3 protein-coding genes are annotated in these 18663 nt (G+C 40.7%); all 3 read left to right on the top strand.

The window, feature by feature from the left end; translation table 11 throughout:
- The first annotated feature begins 22 nt into the window (after window positions 1-22).
- The 3 genes from L2567_RS07865 to L2567_RS07855 all read left to right on the top strand — a co-directional run bounded on the left by L2567_RS07865 (window position 23) and on the right by L2567_RS07855 (window position 18466).
- Window positions 23-334, top strand: a complete 312-nt coding sequence (locus L2567_RS07865; RefSeq protein WP_235297206.1) for a YbaB/EbfC family nucleoid-associated protein — start codon at window positions 23-25, stop codon at window positions 332-334.
- Entirely contained in the window at window positions 334-1524 is a 1191-nt protein-coding gene (locus L2567_RS07860) for a LamG-like jellyroll fold domain-containing protein (RefSeq protein WP_235297205.1), read from the top strand. The genes L2567_RS07865 and L2567_RS07860 overlap by 1 nt, the downstream gene beginning before the upstream one ends.
- 349 nt (window positions 1525-1873) lie before the next feature.
- Complete coding sequence (locus L2567_RS07855) at window positions 1874-18466, top strand: T9SS type B sorting domain-containing protein (protein WP_235297204.1); 16593 nt, start codon at window positions 1874-1876, stop codon at window positions 18464-18466.
- Window positions 18467-18663: the final 197 nt, after the last annotated feature.

Here is an 18663-nt window from a genome sequence, read left to right as displayed (position 1 = left end):
GTTTAAATTAAAATTATAGGTCATGTTTGGAGATTTGATGGGTAATATGGAAGAGAAGCAAAAAGCACTTCAGGAGAAATTAGCAAAAATCGAAGTGCAGGCCGAGGCAGGTGATGGAGCAGTGGCGGTGAAGGCCAATGGCAACAAAGAAGTGTTAAATATTAAAATCGACCAAAATAAAATCACTCTTGAAGATGTTGAAGAACTTGAAGATTTGGTTTTAGTCGCAGTAAATCGTGCTTTGGAACTTGCGGGTGAAAAAGCTGAAGTTGAATCTCAATCGATGATAAGCGATATGTTGCCTCCTGGACTGGGAGGATTATTTGGTGGATAATGAGAAGAATAGCTTTTTGCCTTTTATTTTTTGGAAGTGTCCTACTTTCAGGTCAAACCGTTTATATCAGCTTTGATGATTGTCTGGCTATAAATTCGGGTAATCTGGTGGACCCCGAAGTTTTGGGTGATGTAGGTTGTGATTGTGGTGTAGAAGGGGAATCCATCTCTTTACAAGATAGCGATAGCGCCCTAGAATTTGATTCGTCATACACAGATTTGTTTCAGGAAGATTTTACCCTTAGCTTTTATTTTATGATTCCTGACGATGCCAGTAGAATTACTGACATTTTCTCCGTTTCTTCTCGATGTCGCGTGGATAGTACATTGACGATCAAGTATTTAGCTCAAGAATCCACCCTACGAGTGCAGATGGCAAGAGATTTTGATTTGTTTGTAGAAATGGACGCTAAAGTCAATACAGATCAATGTTGGCATCAGGTAGTGGTAGTTCGCGACAATGAGAATTATGCCTTATATCTGGATGGTCAATTTTTTGATAATGACTTTACAAATGGTCAAATTCGATTGGATTCCAGCGGAACAATGGCATTTGCCAAAAGTCCTTGTCAATCTTTCGGAGAAACTCCCTTCATGGGTAAAATAGATGAGTTTAAGATTTATGATAGAGCATTGACAGTCGGTGAAATTTTCGCTGATTACAGAAAGCTTGATCATATTCTTACCAGTGATACCACCATTTTCTCTGGAACTTCAGTTCAAATTAATCAAACCAAAACGTGTTCAGATGACCTTACCTGGTTCCCGACGACCAGCGTAAATGAACCATTAGAGCTTGAGCCGATAATTTCTCCTTCGTCGACAACCATGTATGGAATTAATTACAATTACGGCATTTGTCGTGGTCGAGATACTATTTCCATAGCAGTCATAGATTCTGATGCAGTAGAGTGTGATAATTTATTAATTCCAAATGCGTTTACGCCCAATAACGACGGGCTTAATGACAGAATTGGCATCAGTAATGCTTTCATCATTGAAGAACTTCGATCTTTCGAAATTTTTGATAGGTGGGGAGAACGAGTGTTTTCTACGAACGTTAGGACAGATCAGTGGGACGGTACCCTTCAAGATCAAAAATTGAATCCTAATGTATTTCTCTACAAGGTGAATTATTCTTGCAAGGGAGAAGATTACTTACAGACTGGAAGCCTTACTATTCTTAGGTAATCAGATCTTTAAGAATTTTGCCATCTCCCATTTGATCCCGATTTTTCATTTTATAATTGCACCATTGAATGTGCGTTTTCTAATCATCATTATATCAATCTCGATATAGAATGTGTATTTCAATTCACATTACTGAAATAACTATATGTTTCAACGCTCATAAATATGTAGGGGGGCTTACATTTTAACGTTTCTTATTATCTGAGTAACGCTTTTTATAGATAGAGACTGGACCTGGATATTATAATACTTGTACTATGCATTCACCCTGGCAATAGGCCCTAGTTATATCCCTTCGTTTGCTATCAATGAGGTGTATTTTTTTAAATACCAAAAGATCGTTAGGAAGTTGGAGCAATTCTACATTAAAAACAGAAGACAGAAAGTCAGGGAATTTTTTCTCTGTCTTTTACTATTTACAATTTGTATATCTGCTTGGGGTCAAAGTGCAGAATCTTGTCCTGCTCCAGCTCCAGATGGATTGCATACTTGTCCATTGGGTGACGTTGCTCACTACACGTTTGATCTCTCATCAAGCGCTACAGCAACCGATGCACAACAGATTGAAGGTTCTTCCGGAAGTCCTTGCTGTGGTGACGAATTAAATTCGAATGCTAAATGTAATGTAGTAGAAGTGTTGCTCAACCCACAGACTACATCTCTAAGTTTTGAATTTTACGGTAATCTGGGTACATCCGGTAGTATTAAATTTTCTTCTGACAGAAATGATGTTTGTAGTGGGGGTGTAGAAAGTTTAAATGATTTTGATAGAGACAGTCTTTGTGTCGATGGTAATTCGGGAGAATTTTTCATTACCATTTGTAAGCCAGGAACGGCAGACTATTGTGTGGATATTCAAGCCAACAAAGCTGACGGTTTTGGAGATCAGGTAGTTTTACTGGATGATGTCGTCAACTGTCAATACGAAGTGAATGTCAACTCTACAGACACACTTTACAATATAACCTGGAGATCTCTAACGGGTGAAGACAATGACACCATGTTGCTATATTGCCCTGGACCGGGGTTGGATTGTTTGCGTCCGGTATTTACTCCCCCGGGGAACCTGAATACCGATGATGAGTACATCTACGAAGTATGTGGAGAATTTTATAGCGAACAATGTGGTCCCACGGGAATCCTGATTTGCGATACTGTAAATATTATAATTATTCCACAGATCATTGTAGAATTAGAGGAAGTCATTGTGTGTACTGGGGAGTTTCCCTGGGAAGTCAATGCTGATGTGGATCCAGACGAACCCACCTTTGAATATTATTGGTATGATGAATATGATGGACCAGCGGGAGGTGGAAATTTATTGGCTGTGACCAATAGTCCGGATTACGATGTACCAGCCGCAGGGCGCTATTCAGTATATGTTCTCGATACTAACGATGATGCGTACAACTGTACGAGGACATTTACATTTAATTTTGACGTGATCGAAGAATTCGATCCTGTAGCCGTTATAGATATCATTGATTTTGATGAATGTAATCTGACGGTAACATTTTCCGGAATGAACTCTCAGGATAATTATCTGGCTGATAATCTGGACTATGCATGGGACTTTGGTGATGGTGCAGTAGATTTTGGATCAGGGCTTGACCTTGTCACACACACTTATGATCAATGTGATGCTTACACAGTTTATCTGTATGTAGAAGATCCGGATGTTACCGGCGATTGTTACTGGGCAGAAATCGAATTGGATTTTAACTTTGATGACGAAGAACCTGTTCTGACTTGTCCAGATGTGGTTTTAGGCCAGTGTAGCATTGATGATGTTCCCATTTATGCGGACTGGAACGAATTTATCTCTGCTACAGGCGCTGGTTTTTTTGACAACTGTACCGTCAATGAAAGCAGTTTTCAATTTTTAGGTGAAACAGATAATAATGACCCAGATGGTCTGCCATGTCCAATGATGTGGGAGAGAACTTACTACGTTGAAGATATGTGTGGCAATGCCACAACTTGTATTCAACAGGTAGAGATCAGAGATACCATACCTCCGGTAATCGATCCGGAAGCTCAAGATGAAGTATTTGAATGCGAGAGAGGCGATATCAATAGCATCCTAAATTTATGGTTAAGTGTCAGAGGCTATGCTCAAGCGACAGATAACTGCACCGATGAGGCAGATCTTGTGTGGACTTATGATCCCGCGAACCCAATGGTTGATGGTGGCTGCGGAGTGACAGGAGAAGTAGAAGTCACTTTTTATGTGACGGATGAATGTGGAAACAGTTCAAGCACAACGGCTTCATTTATAGTAGAAGATAATACTGATCCTGAAATTACTTGTCCACCGGATTTGACACTTGAATGTCCGGCAGATACCATGCCTACTGCAACTGGATTTGCTACAGCAACGGATCTTTGTGATGATGATTTAGACATTACTTATGATGATGTGGTCATTAATGGTTGTGGTGGAACCTATGAAATAGAAAGAACTTGGACAGCTACCGATGATTGTGGTTTAAGCGTATCATGCGTGCAGCTAATTTCAGTAGTTGATAATACCCCACCCGTAGTTACAACACAAGCCCAGGACATAACCATTGAATGCGATCTTTCTGATAGAGATGCTCAAATTCAGAATTGGTTAGGTAATAACGGTTTTACTGTTGCAAGTGATGGATGTAGTGGCATTTCATGGTCCAATGATTATACGGGTCTCACTGAAGATTGTGGTGGAACCGGAACTGCTTCTGTTACCTATACCATTATAGATGATTGTGGAAATACAGTTACATCAACTGGAACGATTACCATTATTGATATTACAGCACCTACAGTTACTTGTACACCTGTCAGCCAGACCTTTGAATGTAACTCTGGAGATAACGAATCAATAGCTGATCAGTGGGTGGCGGATAATATGGCCTTGTTACAAGGGTGCAGTTCAGATGCGTGTGGAGGATTGATCTTCGATAATAATTATATATGGAATTATAACATCAATTGTGGTCAAGTTTTAAATTTTACAGTCGAGTTTTATGTGAGAGATGAATGTGGAAATGTTACAACATTGCCCGCCACGATTACCTTCGAAGATACTTCTAATCCGATAGTAAACTGTGATCCGGTAGATATTGCACTAGAGTGTAATGGATCCATCAATGAAACAGAAGCCAATCAATGGAATGCTGATAACATTGCTCTATTAGAAGCATGTAGTTCCGATGAATGTGGAACCATCTCAGTATCCAGCGACTATGTATTTACAGGTCTTTCGGATGATTGTGGAGTATCAGGGGAAATCACTGTTAACTATACCATTCGTGATAACTGTGGTAATGAGGTAACAAGGACAGCAACGCTTACCATCACCGATAATACGGCTCCGGATATTGTTTGTCCTCCTGATGTCATTCTGGATTGTCCTGCCGCTACAGACCCTTCAGATACCGGTACAGCAACAGGTACTGATGATTGTGGATCTGTTACGATTACTTATTTAGATGTGGTCACGCAGAATTGTGGCAATACCTATGAAATTGAAAGAACATGGACAGCTGAAGATGAATGTGGACTTACCACTGATTGTGTTCAACTGATAACAGTCGTTGATAATACACCACCAGCGCTGACGCCTGCACAAGATTTGGTTATACCATGCAATGAAAACGATCAGGATGCCGTCATTCAAGCATGGTTGGATAATAATGGAGGAGCCTCGGCTACAGATGCTTGTAATACTTTTTTCTGGGACCATGATTATAATGGAATTTCAGATGAATGTGGTGCAACGGGTACTGCCCTGGTGACTTTTATAGTCGAAGACGCTTGCGGCAATACCAATACTACCAGTGCTACGGTCACAGTGATAGATGATTCAGCACCAAATGTATCATGCACGCCAATAAGTGAAACTTATGAATGTGAATTAACAGACAATGAGAGCATTGCAGATCAATGGGTGGCTGATAATATCACTTTGTTAGAAAGCTGTAGTTCAGATCCTTGCGGAGACCTCGAAGTTACGAGTAACTATCTATGGAATTATAACATCAATTGTGGTGAGGTTTTAAATTTTACTGTAGAGTTTTATGTAAGGGATGTTTGTGGAAATGTAACCACATTACCTGCAACGATCTCATTTGAAGATACAAGTGTTCCTATTGTTGATTGTGATGCGGAAGACCTGGATCTGGAGTGTAACGCTTCCTTAGATCAGGGAATTGCAGATCAATGGAATGCAGATAATATTGCACTGCTGGAAGCTTGTAGTTCAGATGCATGTGGTACCATATCTGTACAGAGTGATTATTCATTCAATTCTCTTTCGGACGAATGTGGAGGTACTGGTGAATTGACGGTCAATTATACAATATCTGATGATTGTGGAAATGAGATCTTAAGAACAGCGACCATTACCATAACAGATAACACGGAACCTGAAATCATCTGCCCGGCTGATGTTGTTCTGCAATGTCCCGCTGACATTGATCCATCCAATACGGGTGTTGCAACTGGAAGTGATGATTGTGGCCCAGTATCGATTTCATACGAAGATGTGAGAACTGATCTATGCGGAAATACATTTGAAATAGAAAGAACATGGACTGCAGTGGACCTTTGTGGACTTACTACAGAATGTGTACAAATTATTGCAGTTATCGATGATACTCCTCCTGCAGTCACACCTGCTGAAGATTTAATCATACAGTGTAATGAAACAAATCAGGATGCCATTATACAAGCGTGGTTAGACAATAATGGTGGGGCGACTGCCAGTGATGCTTGTAATAGCTTTGACTGGACCAATGATTTCGATGATATATCTGATGATTGTGCTGCCACTGGTACCGCTACTGTAGTTTTTACTGTGGAGGATGCCTGTGGAAATTTCAGTACGACAAGTGCTACGGTTACTGTTATCGATGATTCTGCTCCAGTAGTATCTTGTACACCTGTGAGTCAGACCTATGAATGTGAGGATTTAGATAATGAAGCCATTGCCGATCAATGGGTAGCAGATAATATTGCTTTACTTGAGGGATGTAGTTCTGATCCATGTGGTGATCTGGAGGTCTCCAGCAATTATGCATGGAATTACACCATTGTTTGTGGTCAAACGCTATCCTTTGACGTAGAATTCTATATTGAAGACATCTGTGGAAATATAACTACTCTGGTGGCCACAATCACCTTTGAAGATACATCTAATCCAATCGTGGATTGTGATCCGGAGGATATTGTACTGGAATGTAGTACGACGGATAATCTTTCTGCTGCTACTGCGTGGAATGATAATAATATGGCATTATTGATTGGATGTAGTAGTGACGCTTGTAGTGATGTAACAGTGACCAACAATTTTGATTTTGGTAACTTGTCAGATGGATGTGGGGGAACAGGTTCAATTACTGTTACATATACCATTGAAGATGTTTGTGGTAACACAGTTACTCGACAAGCAACCTTAACCGTTGAAGACAATCTAGAGCCTGAAATCATTTGTCCACCTGATATAGTATTGCAATGTCCTGCAGACATTGACCCATCTAATACTGGAGAGGCAACAGGGACAGATGATTGTGGTGCGGTTTCAATTACCTATACGGATGTAATAACCAATGGTTGTGGCAATACATTTGAAATCGAAAGAACCTGGACTGCAGAAGACCAGTGTGGATTGACTTCAGAATGTGTGCAAATTATTGCCGTTATTGATGACACACCGCCTACCATTACCCCGGCTCAGGATTTATTGATCCCATGTGATGCAAACAATCAGGATGCTGTCATACAAAACTGGTTAGATAATAATGGAGGGGCTACAGCCAACGATGCTTGTAACGGTTTCAATTGGGATAATGATTATACTGATATTTCAGATGACTGTGGAGCGACTGGAACTGTTTTAGTGACCTTCACAGTGGAGGATGATTGTGGGAATATCAGTACGACAAGTGCTACATTAACAGTTATAGATGATATTGCTCCTACTGTTTCTTGCGATCCCATAAGCCAGACATTTGAATGTAATGCTATTGATAATGAGACCATAGCCGATCAGTGGGTAGCGGATAACATTGACCTACTTACCAATTGTAGTTCTGATGCTTGTGGAAGTCTGGAAATAACGAGTAACTATGCGTGGAATTATACGATTGTTTGTGGCCAGACACTTTCTTTCGATGTTGAGTTCTACATTGAAGATGAATGTGGAAATGTTACTACAAGAACAGCTACCATCACTTTCCAGGACACTTCTATTCCAATTGTGGATTGTGATCCAGAAAGTATAGTTTTAGAATGTGATGCAGTAGATAATAATGCAGCTGCGGATGCATGGAATGCAGACAATATGGCATTATTAATTGCATGCAGTAGTGATGCCTGTAGCGATGTCACTGTCGAGAATGATTATGATTTTGCAAACTTATCTGATGGCTGTGGAGCAACTGGAAGTATTACTGTAACCTACACGATCACAGATGTATGTGGAAATGTAGTAACACGCGAGGCCACTTTGACAGTTGAAGACAATCTTGCTCCGGAAATCGTTTGTCCTCCCGATGTTGTCCTTCAATGCCCGGCAGATACGGAACCTTCTAATACAGGAGTAGCGACAGGAAGTGATGATTGTGGAACCGTTGAGATAACTTATCTCGACGTCGTGAATCCTGGCTGTGGAAATACATTTGAAATAGAAAGAACATGGACAGCTGAAGACTTATGTGGACAAACTACCCAATGTGTTCAGATAATCACTGTTATAGATGATACACCTCCGGTTGTTGTGGCTGCTCAGGACCTAACTTTAGAATGTGATCTAAGCACTCAAGAAACGGCTATTCAAGCCTGGCTCACTAATAATGGAGGTGCAACAGCTACTGATGAATGTAATGAAATGACCTGGGAAAATGACTATGAGCCATTTACAGTAGATTGCGGAGGTGCAGGTACAAGAGATGTCATTTTCACAGTGACTGATGCTTGTGGTAATTTTACAACCACTATCGCAACGGTAACTGTAATCGATGGATCAGCACCTACTGTAACGTGTGATCCTACAAGCCCTACCATTGAATGCGATGGATTAGACAACAATGAATCAATGGCTGAAGCCTGGGATTCCCAAAACATCAATGACCTTATCACATGTAGTTCTGATCCTTGTGGAAGTTTCGAAGTGACAAGTGACTATGACTGGGCTAACTACATCCCTGGTTGTGGTGATGCAGGGACTTTGACAGTTGAATATGCAATTACCGATGATTGTGGAAATGTAACAACGAGAACAGCAACCATTACATTTGTAGATAATTCAATCCCAGTGGTCACTTGTGCACCGGAGGACATCACCCTTGAGTGTAGTGCACTGGACAATCAAGCGCAGGCAAACCAATGGAATGATGATAATTTAGCACTTTTAATAGATTGTAGTTCAGATGCTTGTGGTACGGTTACCGTAAATAGTAGTTTCGATTATGGTCAACTGCAGTATACATGCGGATCTAGCGGAACTCTTGATGTGACGTACACTATTGAAGATAATTGTGCATTTATTGTAAGTTTTACAGTAACACTGACCATTGTAGATAATACACCTCCTGAAATAGAATGTCCAGAGGATATTACATTAGATTGTCCTGCAGATACTGATCCCTCTAACACTGGAGTAGCCACGGGAACCGATGATTGTGGAGGGGTGGTGATTACTTATGATGATGATGTCGCTCCCGGATGTGGAAGCTCTTATGTGATCACAAGAACTTGGACAGCAACAGACGAGTGTAATTTAACTTCAACTTGTATTCAAGTGATTACAGTGGAGGATATTACTGAACCTGAAATTATTTGTCCGGCTGATGTGACCATTGCTTTTGATAATTCATGTGGTTTAGAATCTACACCAACTGATTTGGGAGAACCCGTGGTAACCGATGCATGTAGTAGCGACCTGGATGTAACATATTCAGATGACCTTGATGATCTGTCTGAATGTAATGGGACAGGATTTTTCACACGAACCTGGCGAGTTGAAGATGAATGTGGAAATGTGGCCACTTGTGACCAAATCATCACAGTGATAGATATTACGGAACCAGAGGTGACATGTCCAGCAGATGTAACTGTGGAGTACGATAACAATTGTGATCTGGATTTGGATCCTGGTGTATTAGGAACACCTACTGTCACGGATAACTGTGATCAGAATCCCGAAATCATTTACGAAGATGATGTCAGCGGTTTAGATCAATGTAATGCAACAGGTTTAATCGTTAGGACCTGGACCATCACTGATGCTTGTGGAAACGAAACCATATGCATACAAAATATTACAGTCATAGATGTTATTGCTCCGGAGATAATATGTCCAGACATCACTACCATCAACTATGATACACAGTGTGAAATAGACCTTGATCCTGGAATAGTAGGGGTTCCGACGATCACAGATAACTGTGATGTATCACCGACCATTTTCTTCGAAGATGATGTAACTGGTTTGGATGGATGTAATGGAACGGGTACCATTATTCGGACCTGGACTGTGACAGATGCATGTGGTAACAGTTCTACATGTGAGCAACTATTTATCATTCAAGATATAACTGCACCTGAAGTCATCTGTCCGGATGAAGTGACCGTTACCTTTGACAGTCAGTGTAGCTTTGACATCGACCCTAGTTTTACCGGACAACCTACGGTGTTAGACAATTGTGATGCTAATCCGGAAATTTCATACGAAGATGATTTCTCACCATTGACCGAATGTAATGGAACGGGCACTTTCGTCAGAACCTGGACAGTCACAGATGTATGTGGCAATGTCACTACTTGCGTTCAATCCATTGTTGTACAAGACAATACTAATCCGATTGTTGAATGTCCTCCAGATATAACCCTGGCATTAGATGAGGATTGTTCCATTGATACAGATCCCACCATAACTGGGCTACCTGTTGTTACAGATAATTGTGATCAGGATCCATTGGTAGAATATGAAGATGACTTAAGTGGATTAGATCCATGTAATGGAGCCGGAGAAATCATAAGAATATGGACCATCACAGATGTGTGTGGCAATGAAACGGAATGTATTCAAAGTATTACTATTATAGACGATAGTGAAACTACGATTGTTTGTCCTGACGATGTTACATTAGATTGCCCCGCTGATACAGACCCCTCTGTAACTGGATTCGCAGAAGGATTTGATAATTGTGGTATTGAATCGGTAACTTATGAAGATGAAGTAGATGAAACTTGTCCCGGAAATGCCATCATTACCAGAACCTGGACAGCTACCAACAACTGTGGAGAAACAGCCGAATGTATTCAAATTATTACTGTGGTGGATGAGACACCGCCTGCTATTAGTTGCCCAGACGATTTAACTGTGGAATGTGATGGTAACGGTAATACTTCAGATATTGTGAATTGGCTAGATGATGTTTCTGCTTCAGACGATTGTTCATTGGTATTTTTAGATGACGATTTTGATGGAATTAATGGACCTTGCGAGGGCATTGGAAGTGCAACAGTTACCTTTGTAGCAAGGGACGAATGCGGCAGGGAATCTACATGCGAAGCTACCATCACTATTGAAGATACAACACCACCAGTAGCTGATGAGATTATTGATTTGACACTGACTTATTTATCGGAAATTCCAAACGTCAATGTGGAAGTAGTTTTAGGAGAAGCAGATCTTTGCGATCCTAATCCATTGGTAACTTTTGTAGGTGAAACGGATAATGGTGGATCTGGTTGTGCAGGAGATCCATTGATCATCACCAGAGCGTATAGCGTTGTCGATTGTTCAGACAATTCGTTTGCTGTAGACCAGGAGATAACAGTTGAAGCTGAACCATTGGAGGCAGAAGAAGAAATAACAGAAATTTTATGTACTGGTGAGAACACTGGAGAAATATTCCTAACCATATCAGGTGGAACAGAACCTTATAGCACGACTTGGTCTGATGCGGGTAATGATGATCAAACCGAACTTACCGATTTATTCGCGGGAACCTACACTGTCACCATTACTGATGACATAGGTTGTGAGTTAATCCGAGATATAGTAGTTGCTGAGACTGATGATGCATTAAATGTGGTGCTTGGTCCTCAAAACCCGGTAATATGCATAGACGGAGAAGTAATCCTTACAGCAGTAGCATCCGGAGGGGTGATGCCTTATTCCTATGAGTGGAGTGCCCCTACTACCACTGAAGAGACCATTACAATTTCAGAGGAGGATACTTACTTTGTGACCGTAACTGACTTTAATGGTTGTTCAGATATTGCAGAAGTAACCTTACGTGTTCTCGATAACCCTGAAATCTTTAATCCAGGTCCACTAGAGAATTGTGAAGAATTAATATTGCCGGCTATAGACGGTAACGATCTCTCAGGAAATGAAGCTTACTATACTGGCCCACAAGGAACAGGAGTTCAATATGAACCAGGAGATATCATAGACTTTAGTGGTACCATGTATATCTATGATGAGTCGGGTACAGAACCCAATTGTGTAGCCGAGACTGAATTTGAAATTACTATTTTCGAGACGCCTAATCCCATTGCAGAACCGGATGCTGCAAGTTGTGATGCTTATACGCTCCCGCCAATAGGAGGGACAAATTTATCAGGAGACGAAGCATATTACACGCAACCTAATGGTGAAGGAGATCAATACCTACCTGGTGACATCATCAACGATGACATTACCTTATATGCTTATGATATAGCCAATGGCTGTTCAGGCGAGGATGAATTTGTGGTTTCCATCGTTGAGACTCCAGAAATTGATCAACCGGATGATGTAAATGCATGTAACGAGTATTCTCTTCCGGACATCACTGGAATAGGGATCAGCGGAGATGCAGCTTATTTCACTGAAACCAATCAGGGAGGTACACGTTACAATCCTGGAGACATCATAAATGAAGATATCCAACTGTTTATTTATACTCAGGCAGGATCCTGTTTTGATGAAAAGCAGTTCAATATTTCCATTTTACCTGTTCCTGAGTTGGATCCAATATCTAATTTTACAAACTGCGATGTTTTCGAATTACCGACTATAACTGGAACGAATTTAACAGGAAATGAGGCTTATTATGATGGTCCTGGTGGAACTGGAAATTCATTTGATCCAGGTGATTTTATATCTGAAACGACTACATTGTATGCTTATGATATCGCTTTGGATTGCCCTACGGAGGTCAGTTTTACGATTGAAATAGTCGAAACGCCGGAAATAGATCCACAGCCAGACAGAACTGAGTGTGACTTCTACACCCTTGAGCCTATAACAGGAGTAGGGGTCGGGAGTGCGTTGTACTACACGGAGTCTGGAGGCAATGGCACTTCTTATTCAGCAGGAGAACAGATTTCAGAATCGATTACGATCTATATGTACGTTGATGCGGGAGATTGTAGCATCGAAGAGCGTTTTAATATAACAATTCTCGAAACGCCTGATATTGACCCACCATCCAACATTTCAGGTTGTGATGAGGTCCCACTACCAGCTATTACAGGTACGGCTCTTTCCAATAATGTATCGTATTTTACTGAATCTGGTGGTAATGGCGATGTGTTAGCTGAAGGAGACTTAATTTCTTCTTCTACCACGATATATGTATACGATAACAACGGTGAATGTTTTGACGAAGAGATTTTGGTCATAGAAATTGTTGAGACACCTGACATTGAACCGCATGATGACGTCGTCATTTGTGATGAGTTTATTCTTCCTGAAATTCAAGGTGTAGGTGTATCCGGTGCGTCTTATTTCACTATGCCAGATGGACAGGGAGACAAATTGATGGCAGGTGATGCAATTACTTCCAGTACCACACTATACATGTACTTGAGTGCAGGAGACTGTGGTGATCAGGAGAGTTTTGATGTAGAAATAATGACTACACCTGACATTAATCCTGTATCTGGAATGACTGGGTGTGATGCCTTAACATTGCCAGAGATTACTGGAACCAATCTAACGGGTAATGAGGCCTACTATACTGAACCAGGTGGAAATGGCACTATTTTAAACGAGGGCCAGGTGATTAACTCATCAATGACGGTCTATATCTATGATGAAGATGGTATCTGTTTCGATGAGGAAAGTTTTGAAATAGAGGTTGTTGAAACGCCCGATATTACGCCTATTGAGGACTTAACAATTTGTGATTCTTATACATTACCTGAAATTCAGGGAGTTGGTGTATCAGGCGCGGCCTATTATACTCAGCCTGGTGGTGCAGGTAATCAATACCAGGCAGGAGAAGTAATCGATGAATCCACAACACTTTATATTTACCTCAGCGCGGGAGATTGTGGTGATGAAGAAATGTTTAGTGTTTCTATTTTAGAAACGCCAGACATTACGCCTATTTCTAACGTTTCATTATGTGATGTTTTTGAATTGCCTGAAATAGAAGGGGAGAGATTATCTGGCAATGAATCTTATTATACGGAGCCTGGTGGAAATGGAACCAGACTATTCCCTGGTGAGATAATCGAAAACAGTATAATACTGTACTTATTTGACGCTTCTGGTATTTGCTCAGATGAGGAAATATTGAGCATAGAAATTCTCTCGACGCCAATTATTGATCCAGTAGATGATATTGAAGTTTGTGATAGTTATGTGCTGCCAGAAATTTCGGGTTCAGGAGTAGCCTCAGCTAGATACTACACTGAGTCAGAGGGCCAGGGTGATTCCTTCGAGCCAGGAACAGTGATTGACGAATCTATGACCTTGTACATTTATGTGAATGAAGGTGCTTGTGTTGCTGAAGAATCATTCAATATCACCATTGGTGTGACACCTGCCATTGATGAAATAAGCGATGTCTCCACCTGTGACCAATTTGTTCTCCCGGAAATTACAGGAACAGCAGTTGATAATGCTCAATTCTTTACCGGACCGTTGGGTACGGGATCAACCATGAGCCCTGGAGAAGCCATTAGTGAATCTATGACAGTGTATGTTTATATAGATGCTGGTGATTGTTCCGTTGAAGAATCCTTTGAAGTGGTGATTGAATTGACACCTTCGATTGATAATCCAGGTGACCAATTCGTCTGTGATCAATATATCCTGGGCGATATCACAGGAAATAAACTGTCTGGAAATGAATCTTACTATGCAGGACCTAACCAAACGGGAGGAACCTTTAATGTAGGAGATGTGATATTACCTGGAACGACGGTTTATATCTATGACGGTATCGGGGCATGTAGTGATGAGCAACAGTTTACAATAATAGGTCAGGATGTGCCTGAAGCGGTAATGACAGGTGGAGGTAGAATTTGCTCTGATCTTGGTGAGAGTCAGACATTGACCATAAACTTTGCGAATGGAAACAACTGGATACTTGATGTTTTTAAGGATGGGGAGTTGTATGAATCTATTAACACGGATCAAGACGTCTTTGAAATAGTCGTTACAGAGGCTGGAGAATATACCATAGGAAATGTTTCAAATGCTTCTGGTTGTGCAAGCCCTGGCGATGGAAATGCCATCGTGGAAGTTTATGGATCTCCACGAGTAACAAATATAGTTTCTCAATGCAATCCATTGGAGCCTGGCTATAAAGTTTCCTTTGAGATATCGGGTGGCGATCCTACAAATTATTTGATTAACGGTAATCTGGTCAATAATCCTTCTGGAATTGAGCCGTATGTATTCACTAGCGAAACTTTGCAGTCTGGTACTGCATATCAATTTGAAGTAACTGACATTAATGGATGCGAAATCATAGAGGTTGCAGGGCCAGGAGAGGATTGTGGATGTATTACGGAGGTCGGAGTGATGAATAGCGATATCATTGAATTATGTGGAGAAAGCCTGACAGGTTCCGGGGTGTATAACGATGCAACACAGCAATTTGATTTTAATGATGCACTGATGTTTGTGTTACATGAGGGCTCAGATACGGCTTTAATCAATATTTTGTCTCAAAGTCTTGATGCCAACTTTAGTTTTGATCCTAATCAAATGAACTACGGTCAGACCTATTATATTTCGGCTGTCGTGGGTAATGACTTGGGAGATGGTTTTGTAGATTTAACGGACGAATGCCTGGCAGTGGCGATAGGTCAACCGGTCGTATGGTATACTACTCCGACGGCTCAAATTGGTGGCAATTTCGATTTATGCTTGGGCGAGCAAACTTCTATAGACATTGAGTTGACAGGCGTGGCACCCTGGTCTTTCCAGGTGCAGGTCAATGATCAGAGTTTTGACTTTACGGACATTAACTCCAGTACATTTACATTGATGATAGATGTAACAGAAGATGTAACCATTTCGATCAATAGTGTCATGGACGCACATTGCACAGGTGAAACGAGTGGTGAGGCTTTTGTGAATGTATTTGAATCTGAAGCAGCTGAGATCGTAGAATTTACGGAGATCTGCAATCTTGACTTTAAAGGATCGATAATAGACCTGGATACGATGATTATTTCTGGATCTTCTTCAGGAACCTGGACAGACCTTTCTAATTCAGGTGCCAGCTTCGTCGATAACATCCTGGATTTTCACGGTGTAGAACCAGGTGAATATCAGTTTGAGTATAAACTGGACAATACAGGAGGACTATGTGAGGTCAATACCTACATCTTAACCATAACGGTTCTGGAATGTGCATGTCCAGAGATTAATATAGGTGAGGCTGGGCCTTTCTGTAATACTGAACTGGATTTTGACCTTTCTACATTAGAGAATGATTCCGATGAAGGTAGTTGGAGTATATCAGAAACACCACAAGGTAGTAATGCGGCTCAGATTAATGGATCAATACTTCAAATTCTGGGTGCAGATCCTGGAACTTATGGATTGACTTTTAGTTTGGAAGTTGTAGATCCCCTTTGTACTTCTGACACTACTATTTTCGTAGAAATTATGGATCAATTGAGAGCGGGAACAGCAGAGCCTCCAGTAGAATTATGTGAATTCACAGATATGCAGATCGATCTGTATGATTTATTGTCAGATGAAGATGTAGGAGGTCAATGGGAGCTTTTAGAAGGCAATCCAGGAACTGCATTAGATCTAACGGTAGGTCTACTTTCAACTTCTGAATTGAGTAGTGGAACATATAGATTTAGATATTCCATTTCTTCCATCGCTCCATGTAATGACGAAGGGGCAGAAGTCACTGCAATTATTAATCCACTTCCGATAGCAGAAGCCGGTCAAGGTTTTGAGCTGAATTGTGATATGCAGGAAGGGCGATTAGATGGAACGCAATCTGTAGGAACACAATTCCAGTGGATTACACAAGATGGAAATATTATATCTGGTGCTAACTCCGCGACACCATTAGTAGATCAGCCGGGATGGTACTACTTAGAAATGATGGATGGAGCTAGTGGTTGTGGAACGATCGATTCAGTCTTGGTAACCATTGATCCGGGCTTCCCGAATGCAGACGCTGGGCCGAATCAGACTTTGAATTGTGCGCAGCTCAAAGTAACCATCGATGCAACGAACAGTAGTGAAGGAGATTATCAGTATACGTGGATTGGTCCTGATGGAGACCCATTGTCATTGGCTAATAATTTCTTATTCGAAACAGACGTTCCAGGCTCTTATATTTTGATCATTGAGGATGTAGAAAATCAATGTATTAATACTGATACGGTATTGGTAGAAGGTTTGGTCAATTATCCAATCGCTGCAATTGCCAATCCTGATATTCTGAATTGTTACAATGAAGAGGTTGTTTTAGATGCAAGTGGCTCAACGTTTAATTCTAACATTGTATATAATTGGACAGCACTACAGGGCGGTATAATCACAGGTGACGCAAGGGGAAATTCAGTTTCAGTATCAGAGGCGGGTCAATATGTTATTGAAGTCCTGGATACCGTAAATTTCTGTAGTACTTTGGATACAGTAACAGTGACAATGGATAGAGAAGATCCTACCGCTAATGCAGGATCAAACTTTACTATAGACTGTATAACCACAGAAGTAAATCTTAATGGAGCAAATTCTTCTACTGGAACAGAATTTAGTTATTCATGGACAACGGCGGAAGGCAATATCATATCAGGATCAAATACAAGTTCACCTACAGTAAATGCGACTGGTGTTTATTATTTAGAAATAATCAATACGAGAAACGGGTGTTCTTCCCTAGACAGTGTCATAGTAGATGACGATATTGTACCGATTGTTGATTTTGATTTGGATCAGATAAATCCATGTTTTGGAGACACTGAAGGTTTGATTGCAGTAACCAATGTGGTCGGCGGTATAGGACCATTTCAGTACTCCTTAAACAATGGTTCATTTACTGAAGAGTCAGTTTGGGATAATCTTAGGGCTGGTAATTACACAGTTACCATTATGGGTTCTAATGGTTGTAGTCTAAGCAGAGACATCGAAATAACTGAAGGACGTGATTTGCAAATTGACGCAGGAGAAGACCAAAGAATAGATTTAGGCGATACTGTTCAACTTCAAGCTGAGATCAATATTGATTTATCATTAGTCGAATCCATCGTTTGGTCACCAGTTGATGCAAACCTTAGTTGTGTTGAATGTATTTCACCGCTTGCATGGCCTTTTGAGACGACTTTGTATACAGCTACTGTTACTGATATTGATGGTTGTACAGAAGTAGCAGATGTTCGGATTTTTGTGGACCGCAGATCTAAGGTTTATGCACCCAATATTTTCTCTCCTAACGATGATGGGAAGAACGATTTTTTCACCTTGTACTCAGGAAATCAAGTAGATATTATTGATGATCTGAAAATATTTGACCGATGGGGCGAATTAATCTATGAAAATGCAAACTTCCCACCAGGAGCGGAAGAGTTTGGTTGGGATGGCACTTTTAAAGGATTTCCTGTAGATCCTGCAGTCTTCGTTTGGTATGCCACTGTAACATTAGTTGATGGAAGCGAAAGAGTGCTCAAAGGAGATGTAACACTTATAAAATAAAGACATATATAAATGTGTTAAATTTAACTAAAATGACTCCCGAATATCAACTGGGATGGGGGAAGCTTTTCATAATGGGTTCTATCTATATGTGGTTAAGCGTCATAAAGACGATAAACCATGCTGGAATGAGCCTGGAACCCTTAGAAAGTATTAGAACCTAAGCACATTATCGTCTTTCTATTGGTATATCTAAT

It is taken from the genome of Portibacter marinus (assembly GCF_021533195.1).
Lineage (GTDB): Bacteria > Bacteroidota > Bacteroidia > Chitinophagales > Saprospiraceae > Portibacter > Portibacter marinus.
The sequence above is the reverse complement of the archived record's forward strand: the minus strand, read 5'-3'. Positions and strand labels throughout refer to the sequence as shown.